At 37.5% G+C, this 16,765-nt stretch carries 14 protein-coding genes; 6 read left to right on the plus strand and 8 right to left on the minus strand.

Annotated elements, in window-relative coordinates; all coding sequences use genetic code 11:
- Nucleotides 1-11: 11 nt before the first annotated feature.
- Nucleotides 12-500: a GNAT family N-acetyltransferase gene (locus Q4503_RS04290; RefSeq protein WP_215972279.1), complete on the minus strand. Its 489-nt coding sequence runs from the start codon at nt 498-500 to the stop codon at nt 12-14.
- Nucleotides 501-653: 153 nt separating this feature from the next.
- Nucleotides 654-1,424: a sulfite exporter TauE/SafE family protein gene (locus Q4503_RS04295; protein ID WP_215972280.1), complete on the minus strand. Its 771-nt coding sequence runs from the start codon at nt 1,422-1,424 to the stop codon at nt 654-656.
- Between the two features lie 412 nt (nt 1,425-1,836).
- Between Q4503_RS04295 and Q4503_RS04300 the strand changes: the two genes are divergently transcribed.
- The 5 genes from Q4503_RS04300 (at nt 1,837) to Q4503_RS04320 (ending at nt 6,868) form a co-directional block, all read left to right on the plus strand.
- Nucleotides 1,837-2,217 (plus strand): hypothetical protein, encoded by a 381-nt coding sequence (locus tag Q4503_RS04300; protein WP_303601472.1) that lies wholly within the window; start codon nt 1,837-1,839, stop codon nt 2,215-2,217.
- A gap of 141 nt (nt 2,218-2,358) precedes the next feature.
- Nucleotides 2,359-4,692 (plus strand): TonB-dependent receptor, encoded by a 2,334-nt coding sequence (locus Q4503_RS04305; RefSeq protein WP_303601473.1) that lies wholly within the window; start codon nt 2,359-2,361, stop codon nt 4,690-4,692.
- 54 nt (nt 4,693-4,746) lie between these two features.
- A complete protein-coding gene (locus Q4503_RS04310) occupies nt 4,747-5,034 on the plus strand; it encodes a hypothetical protein (protein ID WP_215972283.1) in 288 nt (95 codons plus the stop codon).
- Complete coding sequence (locus tag Q4503_RS04315) at nt 5,031-6,641, plus strand: PepSY domain-containing protein (protein WP_303601474.1); 1,611 nt, start codon at nt 5,031-5,033, stop codon at nt 6,639-6,641. Before Q4503_RS04310 ends, Q4503_RS04315 begins: the two co-directional genes overlap by 4 nt.
- Nucleotides 6,638-6,868, plus strand: a complete 231-nt coding sequence (locus Q4503_RS04320; RefSeq protein ID WP_215972285.1) for a hypothetical protein — start codon at nt 6,638-6,640, stop codon at nt 6,866-6,868. Before Q4503_RS04315 ends, Q4503_RS04320 begins: the two co-directional genes overlap by 4 nt.
- A 537-nt stretch (nt 6,869-7,405) precedes the next feature.
- Here Q4503_RS04320 and guaA read toward each other — a convergent pair.
- Both guaA and guaB read right to left on the minus strand, forming a co-directional pair.
- Nucleotides 7,406-8,983: a glutamine-hydrolyzing GMP synthase gene (guaA, locus tag Q4503_RS04325; RefSeq protein WP_303601475.1), complete on the minus strand. Its 1,578-nt coding sequence runs from the start codon at nt 8,981-8,983 to the stop codon at nt 7,406-7,408.
- 246 nt (nt 8,984-9,229) lie between these two features.
- A complete protein-coding gene (gene guaB, locus Q4503_RS04330; protein WP_215972334.1) occupies nt 9,230-10,702 on the minus strand; it encodes an IMP dehydrogenase in 1,473 nt (490 codons plus the stop codon).
- A 224-nt stretch (nt 10,703-10,926) separates the two neighbouring features.
- On the opposite strand from guaB, the gene xseA reads away from it, so the two are divergent.
- On the plus strand, nt 10,927-12,273 hold the full coding sequence (gene xseA, locus Q4503_RS04335) for an exodeoxyribonuclease VII large subunit (RefSeq protein WP_303601476.1): 1,347 nt from the start codon (nt 10,927-10,929) through the stop codon (nt 12,271-12,273).
- A gap of 72 nt (nt 12,274-12,345) precedes the next feature.
- On the opposite strand, the gene Q4503_RS04340 is transcribed toward xseA, so the two are convergent.
- The 4 genes from Q4503_RS04340 to Q4503_RS04355 form a co-directional block, all read right to left on the minus strand.
- The gene (locus Q4503_RS04340; RefSeq protein WP_215972332.1) at nt 12,346-13,023 is read right to left on the minus strand and encodes a PilZ domain-containing protein; all 678 of its coding nucleotides are present in this window, start codon (nt 13,021-13,023) and stop codon (nt 12,346-12,348) included.
- Nucleotides 13,024-13,171: 148 nt separating this feature from the next.
- A complete protein-coding gene (gene der / locus Q4503_RS04345) occupies nt 13,172-14,668 on the minus strand; it encodes a ribosome biogenesis GTPase Der (protein WP_215972331.1) in 1,497 nt (498 codons plus the stop codon).
- A 166-nt stretch (nt 14,669-14,834) separates the two neighbouring features.
- A complete protein-coding gene (gene bamB, locus Q4503_RS04350) occupies nt 14,835-16,082 on the minus strand; it encodes an outer membrane protein assembly factor BamB (protein WP_215972330.1) in 1,248 nt (415 codons plus the stop codon).
- Nucleotides 16,083-16,096: 14 nt separating this feature from the next.
- On the minus strand, nt 16,097-16,753 hold the full coding sequence (locus tag Q4503_RS04355; protein ID WP_303601477.1) for a tetratricopeptide repeat protein: 657 nt from the start codon (nt 16,751-16,753) through the stop codon (nt 16,097-16,099).
- Nucleotides 16,754-16,765 lie beyond the last annotated feature (12 nt).

Genomic DNA, 16,765 nt, shown 5'->3' on the forward strand with positions numbered 1-16,765 from the left:
TTTTACATGATTTATTCTATTTTTAGCGCTAACACCATTAGTTGGGCATCATCACCGTAACTTGGACAAATAATCTTACTAGGGGTATAAACAAAACCAAATTTCCCCCAGAACATATTCGAGTTTTGCACTGAAACAAGTGATATTTTTGAAAAATGTTGACATTTGGCATAAACAATTAAGTTTTCAATTAATTGTTTAGCGATCTTTTTTCCTTGTGCCGCATTCGCCAAAGCCAAGTCATGGAGAAATAAAGTTGAACTATTAATTACTTGCGTTTTTTCATATAACTTAGGTGGCACTTCGCTCTCCCATGGGTGAGCAAGTAAATAGCCTAATATTTTATCTTCATCATCTACATAGACTGCACATGTTTCAGGCGAAGCCAGCCACTTACTTTTTAGGATACTTGCGTCTTCAGGCAAAATATCTGTGTATGCCTCCGCCTGAATTTTCATAATTGCATCCCACGAATTTTCGGTTATTGCACTAATAGGCATTCTCACTACTTCCTTGCCACATACGTCCCAATAGAGACTAATAAACTGTTTGCTACTATGAGTAGCACAGAGAAATTGAATAAACTATTTTAGCTGTTTAACCTATTAAGTTTACCTCGCACCACTAATTTAATGGCCTTATATCATAAAAGTCTACGCATAAGTGACATAGAAAAAATATACCGTAATCACAGCGCTCATAAATATCACGAACCACCTAACATACTGCTGATTTAACTTCATCGAAATATGAGCCGAATAATATCCGCCTAATAAAGTACCAACGAGAACAATACAGCCTTCTAACCACGCAATAGAGTCGCTCAAAACAAATAATAATATGGCAGCAATCGATACAGCAGAAGAAACAACTAACTTTAAACCATTCATTACATTAATGTTTTTATGACCAGATAAAGTCAAATAACTTAAGACAACAATACCTAATCCGGCATTAAAGAATCCGCCATAGACACAAACACTGAGTAATGATAAAGAAAGAAAAATAGATTTAAACTGTAATGCATATTTATTTTTTTCTGAGTAAGACTGCAATAATGTATTAGCTCTCCCACCAAATATAAATAACAAGGTTGCAAATAAAAGTAACCAAGGAATAACCTTTTCAAATGATGCTTCAGGGGTTTTTAACAATAAAAATGCACCAAGAGATCCCCCTAATAGGCTAAATAAAATCGTGAGCAACATTTCTTTTTTGTGCTCTTTTAATTTGTGCCTAAAAGCATAAGCTCCACTAAAATATCCGGCACACGAAGAAAAGGTATTAGTAGCATTAGCCATAAGTGGTGGCACGCCAACAAAAACGAGAGCAGGAAAAGTAATAAAACTTCCCCCTCCCGCAATAGAGTTTAAAACTCCACCAATTAGCCCTGCTATAAAAAGAAAAATAACATCAATCAACAAAATAGTACTCCAGGCTAATTTAAAACCTAACACCTCATTAAAAGGGTAATAATAGTGAATTAAATATATAACAAAGTGAAACCTAGCCCACTGTTTGAGCTTGATTTCAAGTAAGTGAAAACAATAAAGCTATTGTACTCTACAATAGAAACTTTAATGCAAAGTAATACGAGTAAATTAAAATCTCTATCGTATATTCATATCACGCTTTAACTGTAGCGTTAAGCAAATCTGACAAGCGTTATTTACAACGCCTACTATAACCACGGTAAGTTCCACGCTGCTCCCTTCATTACCTTAACCAAGAAATATAAATGTACGACTTAGCAGCTGATGAATTAGCGTAAATCAATTACACCCTTTTAATTAACCGTATTAATTTAGGCCTCGCTTTAGGTCTTGGAGTATCGTCATGAAAATTTTGTCTGCCCCTGTTATTGTGACTGCTATTGCCATTGTCTGCATTGGTTTAGCTGTTGCTTATAACGGAGAAAAGATTGATCAACTACAAGCAGCTCGGAAACCTACGACAATTAAGGCAAGCATCCCCACAGTATCGGTTATTCAAGCACTAACCAATACTTATCAGGCCTGTGTAAGTAGTCATGGTGAAACGAAAGCCCATTGGGATCTAACATTAAAATCAGAAGTTGAAAGTGAAGTAACCACTATTAATGCCCCTTTTGAAACAGGTAGTATGGTCACGAAAGGCAGTGTTTTAGCTAATATAGATAACACTGACTATTTTAGGCATAAATTAAGCTCGGTTATATGCCATTATTCTCCTCACTGACTAAGCTCTATCGGATATCTGCAGACTCAATTATTTATCTATTTATTCCATTTGTTGTTGTTTTGTAAAAAAATTTCAAGGTATAATATTAATAACAACCATTATCATTAACATTAATGCCGTATTTGGAGTTCACCTTTTATGACCACTCGTTTTTTAAAAGCGCGATTAGCTTGTGCTGTTACCTTTGCTATTTCAGGCGTTGCAATGAACGCCAGTGCTAACGATACAGAAAGTTCAAGTAATACGCGTCAAATAGAGAAAATCATTGTAAAAGGTCAAAAAATAGATAGAACTCTACAAGAAACCCCTACTAGTGTTGCTGTTATTACTGGTCAAACAATTGAACAAGAAAACCTAAACGACTTCTACGATGTTATCGCACGCACTCCTAATGCTTCTGGTACTGATGGCACTGGCTTTAACATTCGTGGTATTGATGCTTTTGGTGTAACTGATGGCGGCACTGGTGGACTTGCTAGTGTGTATGTTGATGGTGCTCCTTTGCCTTATCGCGTAATGCAACAAGGCGGCTTTTCAACTTGGGATATTAGCCAAGTTGAAATATTTCGCGGACCACAGTCTACTTTACAAGGTCGTAATTCACTCGCTGGTGCTGTTGTGATGAAAACCCGTGATGCAGTACAAGAGTATGACTTTAAGGCTCGTATTGGTGTAGGTGAATACGGTACACAAGAAGCGGCAGTGGCTTTTGGAGGCGGTATAATTGAAGACGAATTAGCATTTCGTGTTAGTGCAGAAAAACGTGATTTTGACGGTTATAACACTAACGTAGCCACAGGTGAAGAATCAGATTTTGATAACAACAAGTCTTACCGAGTAAAGTTGCGCTTTACACCATCTGCTTTTTCTGATTTTGAGGCTCAGCTAAGTTTTCTTCACACTGAAAACGAAAAAGGTGCTGATTGGGTTATGGTTGAAAGTGGTGATGATCAATACCCTATTAATAATATTTATGATGATCGTTATGTTTATTTAGATTCACCAACCTTTGAATATATCGACTCTGATTTATATGTTTTAAACTTGAATTATGATATTTCTGATGAATGGTTTTTCACCTCTATATCGACCTATTCTGATGCTGAATATGGTTACGAATGGGATGGCGATGCTAGTATACAGCAACCTCAATCTATACTGACTGATACCCGTACGGATGAAACTACAACACAAGAATTTCGCTTAATTTACGAAGGTGACAAGCTATCAGGGTTGATTGGTTTTTATTATTCAGATTTAGATGTTTTTGATAGTAGTGGTGGTGAGCGCGGCTTAACATTTGAACAACTTGGTGTACGTAGCTTACTTACCGCGCCTGCTGAATATGGTGGCTTGGCTTTACCTGATACTTTAGCTGATCAAGTACTACAATTTTATAGCGCCGCTGATCCTGTTTATATTGGTCAATTCTCTGACTTCACACAAAAAGTTGAAACTAAAGCACTTTTCGCTGATTTCACCTATAGAATAAACGAATCTTGGAATATATTCGCAGGTTTTCGTTATGATAAAGAAGAGCAAAAAAATGGTACTGCTGCTGATATCTATATTACCGAAAGAACACAAAATGCCTTACCTCAACCTGATGACTTTGCGGCAGATCCGGTACTTGCTCAGTTAATAACAGGTATAAACCAACAGCTTTATGCTATGGCTGATGGGGCCTCTGGTGATGAACCTATTGAAGATGCAAGCTTTGATGCATGGTTACCCAAACTAGGTGCGACATATCGTTTCAACCAAGATATTTCAACCAGCCTTACTGTTCAAAAAGGCTACCGCTCTGGCGGTGTAGGTACAAACATCGCCCAAGCAACTGTTTTTACTTATGATCCTGAATATACATGGAACTACGAATTAGCGTTTCGCTCGGTGTGGCTTGATAACAAGTTAGTGATTAATGCCAATATTTTTTACCTTGATTGGACAGATCAACAAGTCTCTGTATTTTTATCGGGTAATCAATATGATCGTGAAATACATAATGTCGGTGAGTCACATGTGCAAGGTTTCGAAACAGAGATCAGTTATCAGCTAACTTCTTCTGTTAATCTTTATGGTGGCATCGGATATTCTAAAACAGAGTTTGATGAGTTTAGCGCTAGTTTCAACGGTGAAGAACAAGATTACAGTGGCTTTTCTTTTGAAGGTGCTCCTGAATGGACAGCCTTATTTGGTGTTGATTACTCAAATCAAAAAGGTTTTATTGCGAATATTAATGCTAGCTATACCGGTACATCACAACGACTAGCGACAAGTTTAGAGCCACGTAATGACGCTCACTTATTAGTAAACACACGTATTGGCTACCAGTGGCAAAACTATGGTGTATATGCCTTAGTTGATAATTTGCTAGACGCCGAATATGTGGCTCTTGCGCCTGCCGGTTTTGACAATCAAACCCTAAGTTCACCACGCACATTAAGCGTACGTTTTGAAGCTGAGTTCTAACTTACCGCCAGTGTGGCTAACTAACGTTAGTCACACATTGAGAGCAAATAAAAAATGAAGACAAAAAGAACATTCTCGGCGACTAAACGCCGGCATTTAATGGCTTGTATATTAGCGCTTATTACCGCCATAGTTATGATTCCGGGTATGACGACTTATCTGCCATTTGCGATGGAAGAAAGGATACTTATACCTATTATGCTATTTCCTCTTATTTGGGCAGGCTTATTTATTTATGCCTATATGGCTGAAAAAGCATGGCACCCTTTTGTTGTCATGTTAGTTATTTTATTTAGTCATGCAGGTTTGAGTTATATGGCATTATCAGGGGCACAAACATGAAATCAGTTACATTAAAAAAGCTATTTTTATTGCATAGTTGGGTTGGTATTGTTACTGCTATCTTGTTGTTTATTGTTTGCTTTACCGGCGCTTTAGCTGTACTAAGCCGACCAGAATTAAAAATTTGGGCTAACCCTGAATTACATCAACTCAGTACAATCCCAAGTGAAAAAGTTACTGAGCTTATTAACAAATATCATCAAAAAGTACCTGAAGCTTTTGGTGAAAATATTCATGTATATTTGCCCACAGGACATAACACTCACTTACTCACGTTATTATTTGAATCGCATGACGGGGATGAAAACTATACTGAGGAAGCAGCATATGCCTATCAATTTGATCCTCGAAATTTTGAACTAGTAAAAGAATATTATGGTACAGCAGCCTATTTTTACGAACATCGTAAAACAGACGCACCTTCATTTATTGGCCACTTTCATGCCGATTTACATCTAGGTCGCCCTATCGGGCTAATACTAACAGGCTTTTTAGGCTTAACATTATTAGTCTCCACCATAACCGGCTTATTTATTCATCGCCAGTTAATTAAAGAGTTATTTACTTTCCGGCGTAAAAAGGAACTCAATGTTGTTGTCAGCGACGCACACAAAATTATGGGCATTTGGGGTAGCTTATTTCACGGCATTATAGGACTTAGTGGTGCCTTTTTAGGATTAGCGACAATTATATTGTTACCTGCCGCTGCTTTTGTAAGTTTTGGTGGTGATCAAGCTAAATTGGTTGAGCGATTTACAGCTATGCCAGAGCCCATTATCTCTCATAATTATCAAGCAACAGATATCAATGCTATTTTAATTGATGCACAAACTCGCTACCCAAAGGCCAAAATTGTTGATTTAACGGTTATGGCGCATAACGATACGAATGCAGAAGTTTATCTACGTTTACTTGGCGGGGATGCTGTAGCGTCACAATTGTTGCAATATCATGGTAATGGTGAATTTAGTAAATCGATGAGTAGTTTAGGCGATATTCCTGGCCCTGCTATCAAGGTGCTCACCTTATTATTTCCACTACATTTTGGTAATTTCGCCGGCATTTTTGTTAAATGTATTTGGGCTTTACTTGGCTTAACAACCGCACTATTGCCATTGTCAGGCATGATGATGTGGTTAGCAAAGCGTAGCCGAGGTAGTAATCCAACATTATCTGAACTCGCTTATCAACGCTGGAATAGGGCTATTATTGGTAGTTGTGGTGGTTTAGTATTAGCAAGCGCTATTCTATTTCCTGCTCAAGTTTTACTTAACAACTTAGTTGCGGTAGAGCTACATAACCAGTATTTTGGCCCACTTTTCTTCTATTCCTGGCTAGCTTGGTTTTTATTAGCTATATTTCCGCTTAATTATCATCGTTACTTACAAGTGACTCTGTTAGTGACAGGGGTTTCATGTATGGCAGTTTTACCATTAAATGTTGTACTGTCATCAAGTCATGCTTTTATGGCAAATAATTTATTAGTAACTGTGGTTGATATAAGCTTTTTCGTGATAGGTCTATTTGGTGTTTATGCAACTAAACGCATAAATGTTAAGCGCTTGGCCTTAGTAGAACCAGCTGTGCATCAAGAGGTGACCGTATGATATTTATTTACCTAACCTTAGCTTGCATACTATTAATTATAAGTAGTTTATTACTAAGAAAAGCAAGCACGACAAGTTGTTGGTTAAGCTTGGCAATATTTATAGCGGCTTCAATATGCTTTATTGCCGTTTATGGCAGTATTGGTGGGGTTTTTGTCGCTATCTCTGGCGGCTTGTTAACTAATTTATTTGTTGCTTTTATATTTGGTAAAACAATAAATAAATAATATAACGACAACCGTTAATTTGCACTGAGCATATAACTTTTACGGTTATACCCGCTTTTCTCGTTATTGGTTCTCACTGCTGACTTTGCTTTATTAGATAATTAGGGGATGTATTACCTCCCCTTTCATTCTACTTTTTAACTTACATTCCTGTTGTTAACATATTATACCAATCTCACTAACTATGTGATCATTCCTACTTGCTAAAATCACCAACGACATCGTTATTTATTTAATAATTAGAACAACGAGTTATTGAAATAAATACCTTGTATTTGGCCATTTTTTTCTACGTATAAAATTGTTCACTTAATTAATGAAACTGGTATGAAAACTTAATGTTATTATTAGGTTGCCTCTATTTGACGTGCAATAAAAAACCCCAGTGTTTTTCAACAATGAGGTTTAAGTATTCATCTAACATGCTTAGAAAACGCAGGTAGAACATTCAAATTCAAGGCAGAAGTACGGAGCCTATGACTATAGGTGAGTACCTTCAACGCCGAAATTGATTGTTATAACCCGTTTACAACAATGTTATTCCCACTCAATAGTAGCAGGCGGTTTACCTGAAATATCGTAAACAACGCGCGAAATACCATCAATTTCATTGATGATTCGATTAGACACTAGACCTAAGAAGTCGTACGGTAAGTGTGACCAACGAGCCGTCATAAAGTCAATTGTTTCAACACAACGTAAGCTTACTACCCAATCATATTTACGAGCATCGCCCATGACACCAACGGAACGAACAGGTAAAAACACGGTGAATGCTTGGCTTACTTTAGTATATAAATCATGCTTGTGTAATTCTTCAATGAAGATAGCATCAGCACGACGTAGTAAGTCTGCATATTCTTTTTTCACTTCACCTAAAATACGCACACCTAGTCCTGGGCCTGGGAACGGATGACGGTAAAGCATGTCGTATGGCAAGCCTAGTTCAAGACCAATTTTACGTACTTCATCTTTAAATAATTCACGTAATGGCTCAACTAAACCTAACTTCATATAGTCAGGTAAGCCGCCAACGTTATGATGAGACTTAATAACATGTGCCTTACCTGTTGCTGATGCTGCAGATTCGATAACATCAGGGTAAATAGTGCCTTGTGCTAACCATTTTGCATTCTCAAGCTTGTTAGACTCTTCTTCGAATACATCGATAAATACATTACCGATAATTTTACGTTTAGCTTCTGGTTCACTTTCACCAGCCAAACGCTCAAGGAAGCGATCTTCAGCATCAATTTTAATAATATTCAAACCAAAATGATCACCAAACATATCCATAACTTGTTGACCTTCGTTTAAACGAAGTAAACCATTATCAACAAAGACACATGTTAGCTTTTTACCAATAGCACGATGTAATAACATTGCGACTACCGATGAATCTACACCACCAGATAAACCAAGAATAACTTCATCATCACCAATTTGTGCTTTCATTTTAGCTATAGCATCATCGATGATTGTCGCTGGTGTCCATAACTTCTCACACTGACAAATTTCAACAACAAAGTTTTCTAGAATACGTAAACCTTGTTTTGTGTGAGTAACTTCTGGATGAAATTGCACACCATAGAATTTTTTCTCTTCATGTGCCATGGCTCCAAAAGCACAACTTGGTGTTTGGCCAACAGTAACAAAACCTTCAGGAATACTGGCAACTTTATCACCATGACTCATCCAAACATCAAGTAAACCATTACCGTTTTCACCTACGTTGTCCTCAACATTATTAAATAATGTTGAGCTTGCAATTAACTCAACTGATGCATAACCAAATTCTTTATGGTCAGAGCTCTCAACACTGCCACCTAGCTGTTCAGCCATGGTTTGCATACCGTAACAAATACCTAATACGGGTACATTAGCATTAAACACATATTCAGGAGCACGTGGTGAGTTAGCTTCCGTAACTGATTCTGGACCACCAGCAAGAATGATACCTGTTGGATTAAAGTCTTTAATTTGCGCTTCAGTCACGTCCCATGACCAAAGTTCACAGTAAACGCCAATTTCACGTACACGACGTGCAATAAGCTGCGTATATTGTGAACCAAAATCTAAAATCAGTATGCGGTGATCATGAATGTCTTTACTCATGTTTGTTTTCCTACTTTTACGTTCTAAATGAACGGTGTAAATTAAAGAAAAAGGCTGAGCACCCTACTTAAGGGTTATTGCTCAGCCTGTTGGAATTTTTTAGTTTTTCAATAAAGAAATAATCAAGAATGTTTTAGTTCTAAGCTAGTTAGCGTTAGAGCAAAGAAGAAGCACGGAGTTGACTTTAGTCAATGAGTACTTCTGATACCGCTATCACGCTAAATAGCACAGAAATGAAATATTCGACTAGCCCATTCTATAGTTAGGCGCTTCTTTTGTGATAGTTACATCATGTACGTGCGACTCGCCCATACCTGCTGATGTTATTTTCATAAACTCAGGCTTAGTTCGCATCACTTCAATCGTTTCACTACCCGTTAAGCCCATTGATGAACGTAAGCCACCCATTTGCTGATGAATAATAGCAGCCACAGGACCTTTATAAGCAACACGGCCCTCAATACCTTCGGGTACTAATTTGTCTGCTTCACCATCGGACTTCTGGAAGTAACGATCACTTGAACCTTCTTTTTGATCCATAGCACCTAGTGAACCCATACCACGATATGATTTATAATAGCGGCCTTGATAAAGTTCAACTTCACCTGGTGCTTCTTCTGTACCAGCTAATAAGCTACCAACCATAACGCAATGTGCGCCAGCAACAAGTGCTTTAGCAATATCACCTGAAAAACGAATGCCACCATCAGCAATAACAGGAATATCTGTGCCTTTTAAAGCTTCAACTGCATTTGATATCGCAGTTAATTGTGGAACACCAACACCCGTTACAATACGCGTTGTACAAATTGAACCTGGGCCAATACCGACTTTAACTGCATCTACACCTACATCGGCTAGGGCTTTTGCGCCAGCACCTGTAGCAACGTTACCTGCAACTATTTGCAAGTCTGGGTATTTATCACGAGTTTCTTTTACTCGGTCTAAAACACCTTGAGAGTGACCATGTGAAGTATCAATTAATAGTACATCAACACCGGCAGCAACTAAGGCATCAATACGTTCATCAGTACCTGCACCAACGCCAACAGCAGCACCCACACGTAAACGACCAAGTTCATCTTTACAAGCATTTGGTTTGTTTTCAGCTTTTTGATAATCTTTTGCGGTGATAAGGCCAACTAATTTAAACGCATCGTCAACCACTAATATTTTTTCAATACGGTTGCTATGCATTAAGCCTAAAATTTCTTTTCGGGCTGCGCCTTCTTTTACTGTTACTAAGTTTTCTTTAGCCGTCATCAATGAAGATACTGACTTTGTTAAATCAGTTTCGAAACGCAAATCACGGCCAGTGATAATACCCACTAAATTATTCTGATTATCAACAACAGGAAAGCCTGAAAATCCTAGATCATCGGCTTTATGCATGACTTCTTCAATGGTAAAATCAGTACTTACTGTGACAGGATCTGACACTATACCACTTTCATATTTTTTAACTTTAGAAACATTACGCGCTTGTTCTGCTATGGTCATATTTTTATGAATAAAACCTAAACCACCTTCTTGTGCTAAAGTGATTGCTAAGCGCGCTTCCGTTACTGTATCCATAGACGCAGATACAATAGGTACGTTCAAATTAATCTTTCGTGTTAAACGAGTTTGTAGGTTAGCTGTGTGGGGTAGTACTTTAGAGTGAGCCGGTACTAACAAAACATCATCAAAAGTTAATGCTTCTTGGGCAATTCGTAACATCGCAATATCACCAGAGTTAAGGGGAAAGGAGACACTAAATATTTAAAAGTTAGTATCTAATATTGCGGCAGAATTTTAACTCTTTTCTTTGTTTAGGTAAACATAAATTTACCTTTGAACCATTATTATTTTATGCAATATAAAGAAAAAAAATGCCCTAAATAAATTCCATCGAGATATACTGTCATTCAAACCAGTTCTACACTATTAGCAATTAATTAGTTATGCCAGCACAACATATCCTTCAAGTCAGTGAACTCACACGCAAAGTACGTTTTATTCTAGAAAGTGAATTAAATACCGTGTGGTTAACTGGGGAAATATCTAATTTTGTCGCCGCTAGCTCTGGTCACTGGTATTTATCATTAAAAGATAATAAATCACAAGTCCGTTGTGCTATGTTTAAAGGCAACAACCAAAGAGTTCGCCTTGCTAACAATGCTAAGCCACGCAATGGACAACAAGTGTTAGTGCGTGCCAAAGTTTCTTTGTACGAACCTAGAGGTGACTTTCAGCTTATTATTGAACAGCTTGATGATGCCGGTGAAGGTTTATTACGCCAACAATATGAACAATTAAAAAATAAGTTAAATGCCCTTGGCATATTCTCTCAAGCCCATAAGCAACAAATTCCAACGACTATTCAACGGGTTGGTATTGTTACCTCCCCCACAGGGGCTGCGGTAAAAGATATTCTTACCGTATTGAAACGCCGTAACCCAAATATTCAAGTGACAATATATCCCGCGTTAGTACAAGGGCAATATGCCAGTAATGATATTTGCCACGCAATTGCACAAGCAAATAGTCGACAAGAGTGCGATGTACTTATTGTTGGGCGCGGAGGTGGATCGTTAGAAGATCTTTGGCCTTTCAATGAAGAAATAGTGGTACAAGCTATTTATGATTCCGTAATTCCTACCATTAGTGCAGTTGGTCATGAAGTCGATACTACCTTGAGCGATTATGTCGCTGATTTACGTGCCCCAACGCCTTCTGCCGCAGCCGAGTTAGTTTCAAGTGATAGTGATGAACTAATGAAAAAAATCACTATGCTAACATTACGATTAAATAACGCGATTACCAGAAATAATAACGTGTTAATTCAAAAGTTGAGCCATACACAGCATAGATTGACACAAGCCCACCCAGAGCAACAATTGCGAATACACCAACAAAAGTCTGACGAGCTTAACTTGCGCTTAACTCAAGTAATTAAACGAATATTGCTACAAACTAAGCAACAACCACAGCAATTAGCGCAACGACTTAATCGTTTATCACCCAATAGAAAATTAGTGGAATACCAAACAATAGTAACGCAGTTAAAACAGCGCCTCATTAATGCCCAACAAAATAATGTGCAACATAAAAGTGAGTTGTTTGTGCATTTAATTGAGCAACTACAATTGGTCAGCCCATTAGCGACTATTGCCAGAGGCTACGGTGTAGTTCGAGATACTGAGGATAAAGTGATTAGTTCGGTTAAACAAATATCTGTTAACGATGAAATAAGTGTACAAATTTCTGACGGTATAATTAAAGCTAAGGTAATTGAAGGGAAAAGTTAAGCGAATGAGCTTAAACAAAATAAATCACTTAAAGAAAGTGTGTTTTATTTTAAAAGAGCTCTGCTGTTAGTGTTATGAGGTCATTGTGGTTAATAATAATTGACGAACTTGTTCCTCACTTTTCTCCTCAAATTTTACCCCAAAAGTAATACCGTCATTATGCTGTTTCAAATTACACACAGAGCCATTTAACTTAAAATTATCTAAGGCTTGTTCTTCTTCGATGACAATTTGAATATCTTTTTTATCAGATAAAACCAACTTCTCACCATTCATAATATTTAACTGACAACCTTTGCTAGATAAATTTTCTATCGTTGCTTGCCAATAATCTTCATCTATTTTGACTTTAGCGGGGATTTGGGTTTCTATGCGAATAGATGAGCGCAGGTTTTGTAAACCCACTGTTCGGGGAAAGTCTAACACCATAATACGAGATGGCATTTGTAAGGTTTGTTTAATAGTACTAAGAAAAGCAACCACAACACCTTCATGACCTTCAATTAGCCCCCTCACAGTAACAGCAGTACCTTGTACTATATGCTGAGAAAACTTTCCAAGTTTACTCGATTCAGGAAATTGTATTAATACATATTTTCCTGGAAGATAACCAATAAAAGTTGTTCTAAATTTAGCACGTTGCCCTGCAGGCGTAGAAATATCAATATTAACCGTCGAACCAGCATGAAGTAATGCTAAATTCCGATCTAAACGAGTACTGGTATCAATATTTGAAGGTTTGTTAGACATAAATGTGAATTTTTTTAGTGTATCTAATCACCCTAGTCAAAGAATAAATTAAAAGCAATGAAAATGGATAACTATTCTTAAGTAAACTCTTAAATTATGTATTAACAAGGGCGGTTTTCAAAAAAGAAAACCGCCCTTATTTAACTCATTATTTGTTATCTTTATTATAACCTTGAGTCGCTCTAGCCATTTTCTTTTGCTCGGTAAAAGTAAGTTTTTTCTTACCTGCAAATGGATTTGTTGTATCTCTAAATTCAATGCGAATAGGTGTCCCCATTATTTTTAGAGATTTACGGTAATAATTCATTAAATAACGACGATATGAACTTGGTAATTTTTTCGCTAAATTTCCATGAATCACGATAATAGGCGGATTATAGCCACCGGCATGAGCATACTTTAACTTAATACGACGACCATTATGCATTGGTGGTTGATGATCAAACACTGCCATATCAAGAATTTTAGTTACCATCGCTGTAGAAATTCGCTTCGTCGCACTAATAAAGGCTTCTTCAACTGATTCATATAAATGACCAACACCGGTACCATGTAATGCGGAAATAAAATGAATTTTAGCAAAATCAATAAAACCTAAACGACGATCTAATTCAGTTTTAATACGATCTTTAACGTGATCGTCTAACCCATCCCATTTATTTACCGCTAGCACTAACGAACGACCTGATTCTAAAATAAAGCCTAACAGACTTAAATCTTGATCGGTAATACCTTCACGCGCATCAATAATAAGTAAACAGACATTAGAATCTTCGATCGCACGTAATGTTTTTATTACTGAAAACTTTTCAACGACGTCAGTTACATTTTTACGACGGCGAATACCCGCAGTATCAATTAATGTATATTGACGGCCATTATGCTCCATCGGAATATAAACACTATCACGTGTTGTGCCAGGCATATCATAAACAACCACACGTTCTTCACCGAGTATACGGTTAGTAAGTGTCGACTTACCTACGTTCGGTTTACCAATAATAGCGAGTTTAATGGTATCGTGTTCTTTAGGCGCATCTTCAACCTGCTTTGCTAGTTCTTCTTCTGTTAACTCAACATCGAACTCATCATCAGCATAACTGTCAAATTCATCATTCTCTGTGCCATCAGCTTTAGGTTGACCTAATTCTTCAATATGTGGGGTAAGTGCCAATGTTAATAATTGAGTCACTCCTCGGCCGTGAGCAGCGGCAATTTTATGAACTTCTTCACCTAAACTTAAGGCATAAAACTCTGCTACAGCAGAGTCAGCATCGATACCATCAACTTTATTAGCCACTAAAAATATTTTTTTATCTTTTTTACGTAGATAATCAGCAATACCATAATCTGCAGATGTTAAACCGGCACGCGCATCAACTAAAAACAATACAGCATCAGCTTCTTCTACTGCCATTAATGACTGCTCAGCCATTAGTGCATCAATTCCTTCTTCATCACCATGAATACCGCCGGTATCAATAACAATGAAAGGATGCTCTTCAACTTCAGCTTTACCGTATTGACGATCTCGGGTTAAACCGGGGTAATCTGCAACCAAAGCATTTCTAGAACGCGTTAAGCGATTAAATAATGTTGATTTACCAACATTGGGACGCCCGACAAGGGCAACGACTGGAAGCATGAAAACCTCAAAATTCAAAAATAGTCACTTAGCTTTAGTAGATTCGATCTAATTAAAACTAAGAGCGTAAAAACAAATAACGGCCCCACATGCAAAAGCACCGGAGCCGCGTATACATATAAACAACCCTACTTTAATTAAAATAGATTGCTTAGTTAAAGCTGATTTACTCGCTCGGCTTTATAATCTTTGGTGTTTCAATGGCTTGCAAATCACCATCTCGTGATTGAGTGTACAAGATATTATCAAATACTGTTGGTGAAGTGTTAAAGCCACTGCTATCAACTTTATGACGAGCAACAATTTTACCTGTTTCCTGATTTAACCAATGTAAGTAACCTTCAAAATCACCAACAATAACATAGTCATCAATGAATGCTGGTCCGGTTACACCACGGTTTTCAAGATCTAAGTTACTCCAACGTTCAATGCCATTAATTCGATCAATAGCATAAACATGGCCACGCAAGTTTGTTAAGAAAATAGTATTACGGTAAATAGACAATTGACGGTAAGATGAATATTGACGCTTCCAAAGTAATCTACCACTTTGAAGTTCAATTGCTGCTAGGTTACCTCGAGATGATATAGCATAGACTTTATCACCAAAAATCACCGGCGTTGAATCAACATCAACAACACGCTCAAGCTCTGTAGAGCCAGTTGCTTCACCTATTTCTGTAGACCAACCTTGTTGACCATTATCTAACAAGTAAACACTTACACCACCTTTACTGGTGCCAATTAATACTCCACCAGAAGCAATAACTGGTGCGCTAATACCACGTAATGTTAATGCTGGTACATCTTGCTCCACTTTCCATAATTCTTCACCCGTATCAGAGTTTAAGGCTTTTAAAATACCTGAAGATGTATTAACAATCACAACACCAGAATCAACAGCAGGCGTATTAATAACCTCACCTTTGATATTAGCATCCCACAACACTTTACCGGTTAGTGCATCTAAGGCGTATACTTTACCATTTTCACTACCAATAAAAATTTTATCTAAACCTGCGGCTGGGCCACCAGAAAGTAGCGCTGGGACTCTACTATCCCAAAAACTGCGCTCGTTATTAATATCACTTAAATCAGTTTCCCAAAGCTCTTTACCTGTTTTAGGATCGAAAGCAATAACATCACCCTCACGACTCGCACTATAGACTTTGCCATAGGCAACCACAGGTTTAAGGCGTGAAAAGTAATCACCACTTCCGTCACCAACACTTTCTTCCCATAACACGTTAGGTTCAAAACTTTGTTCGATCTCTGTTAACTCGGCAGGTAAATCACTGGTATCTTCATCAGTAGAAGAGCATGCAAATAAAGTGCTAGAGAGCAAAAACACAGAAAATACTTTTGCGTATTTACCGAGTAAACCATTACTTGTTTGTTTTTTAGAAAAAAGCATTAAATGACCTTATTTTACTTAGCAACAGGAACTGTAGTGGTTAAATTAACGGTTGTCGCTAAATCATCTACTTTCATTTGTAAATTTGGACTCGTAGCTAAACCATCAGAAGCAATAGCAAGTTGATAAGCATTAAGTGCTAATTCTGTTTTATTTTGTAATAAATAAATATCGCCCTTTATTTCTTCAACAGCTGCTGTAAAAGACTCAGGGATAGGCTTACTTAAGGTTGCTAAAGCTTGATCAAACTGCTCTTGTTGAATTTGCACACGCGCCAAACGTACACTTGCAATACCTTTGATACCATCACTTGGTGCTTTATCCACTGCGATTGACAGTTGAGTTTGAGCACTTTGCCAATCTTTTTGCTCTGCCGCCTCTTTCGCTAATGCTAAAGCAGTTAACGATGCATAGCTTGTGGCTGAATTTTCACTAATAAATTTTGTCGCATTTTCTGTAAATGCAGCCTTATCTTTAGTGCTTTCTTCCATTAATGCTTGATAGCTATCAGAAGTTGCTAGCTCATCTTCAAGCTTGCCATCTTTATAAAAGTTAAAACCAATAAAGCCAGCAAAACCAAGGGCAATACCGACAATAATCATATTGCCGTTCTTTTCCCAATAGCCTTTAATAGCTTCTACTTGTTGCTCTTCTGTTTGATAAATTTCCACTACATCACCTTG

It is taken from the genome of Colwellia sp. 6_MG-2023, assembly GCF_030547765.1.
GTDB lineage: Bacteria > Pseudomonadota > Gammaproteobacteria > Enterobacterales > Alteromonadaceae > Colwellia.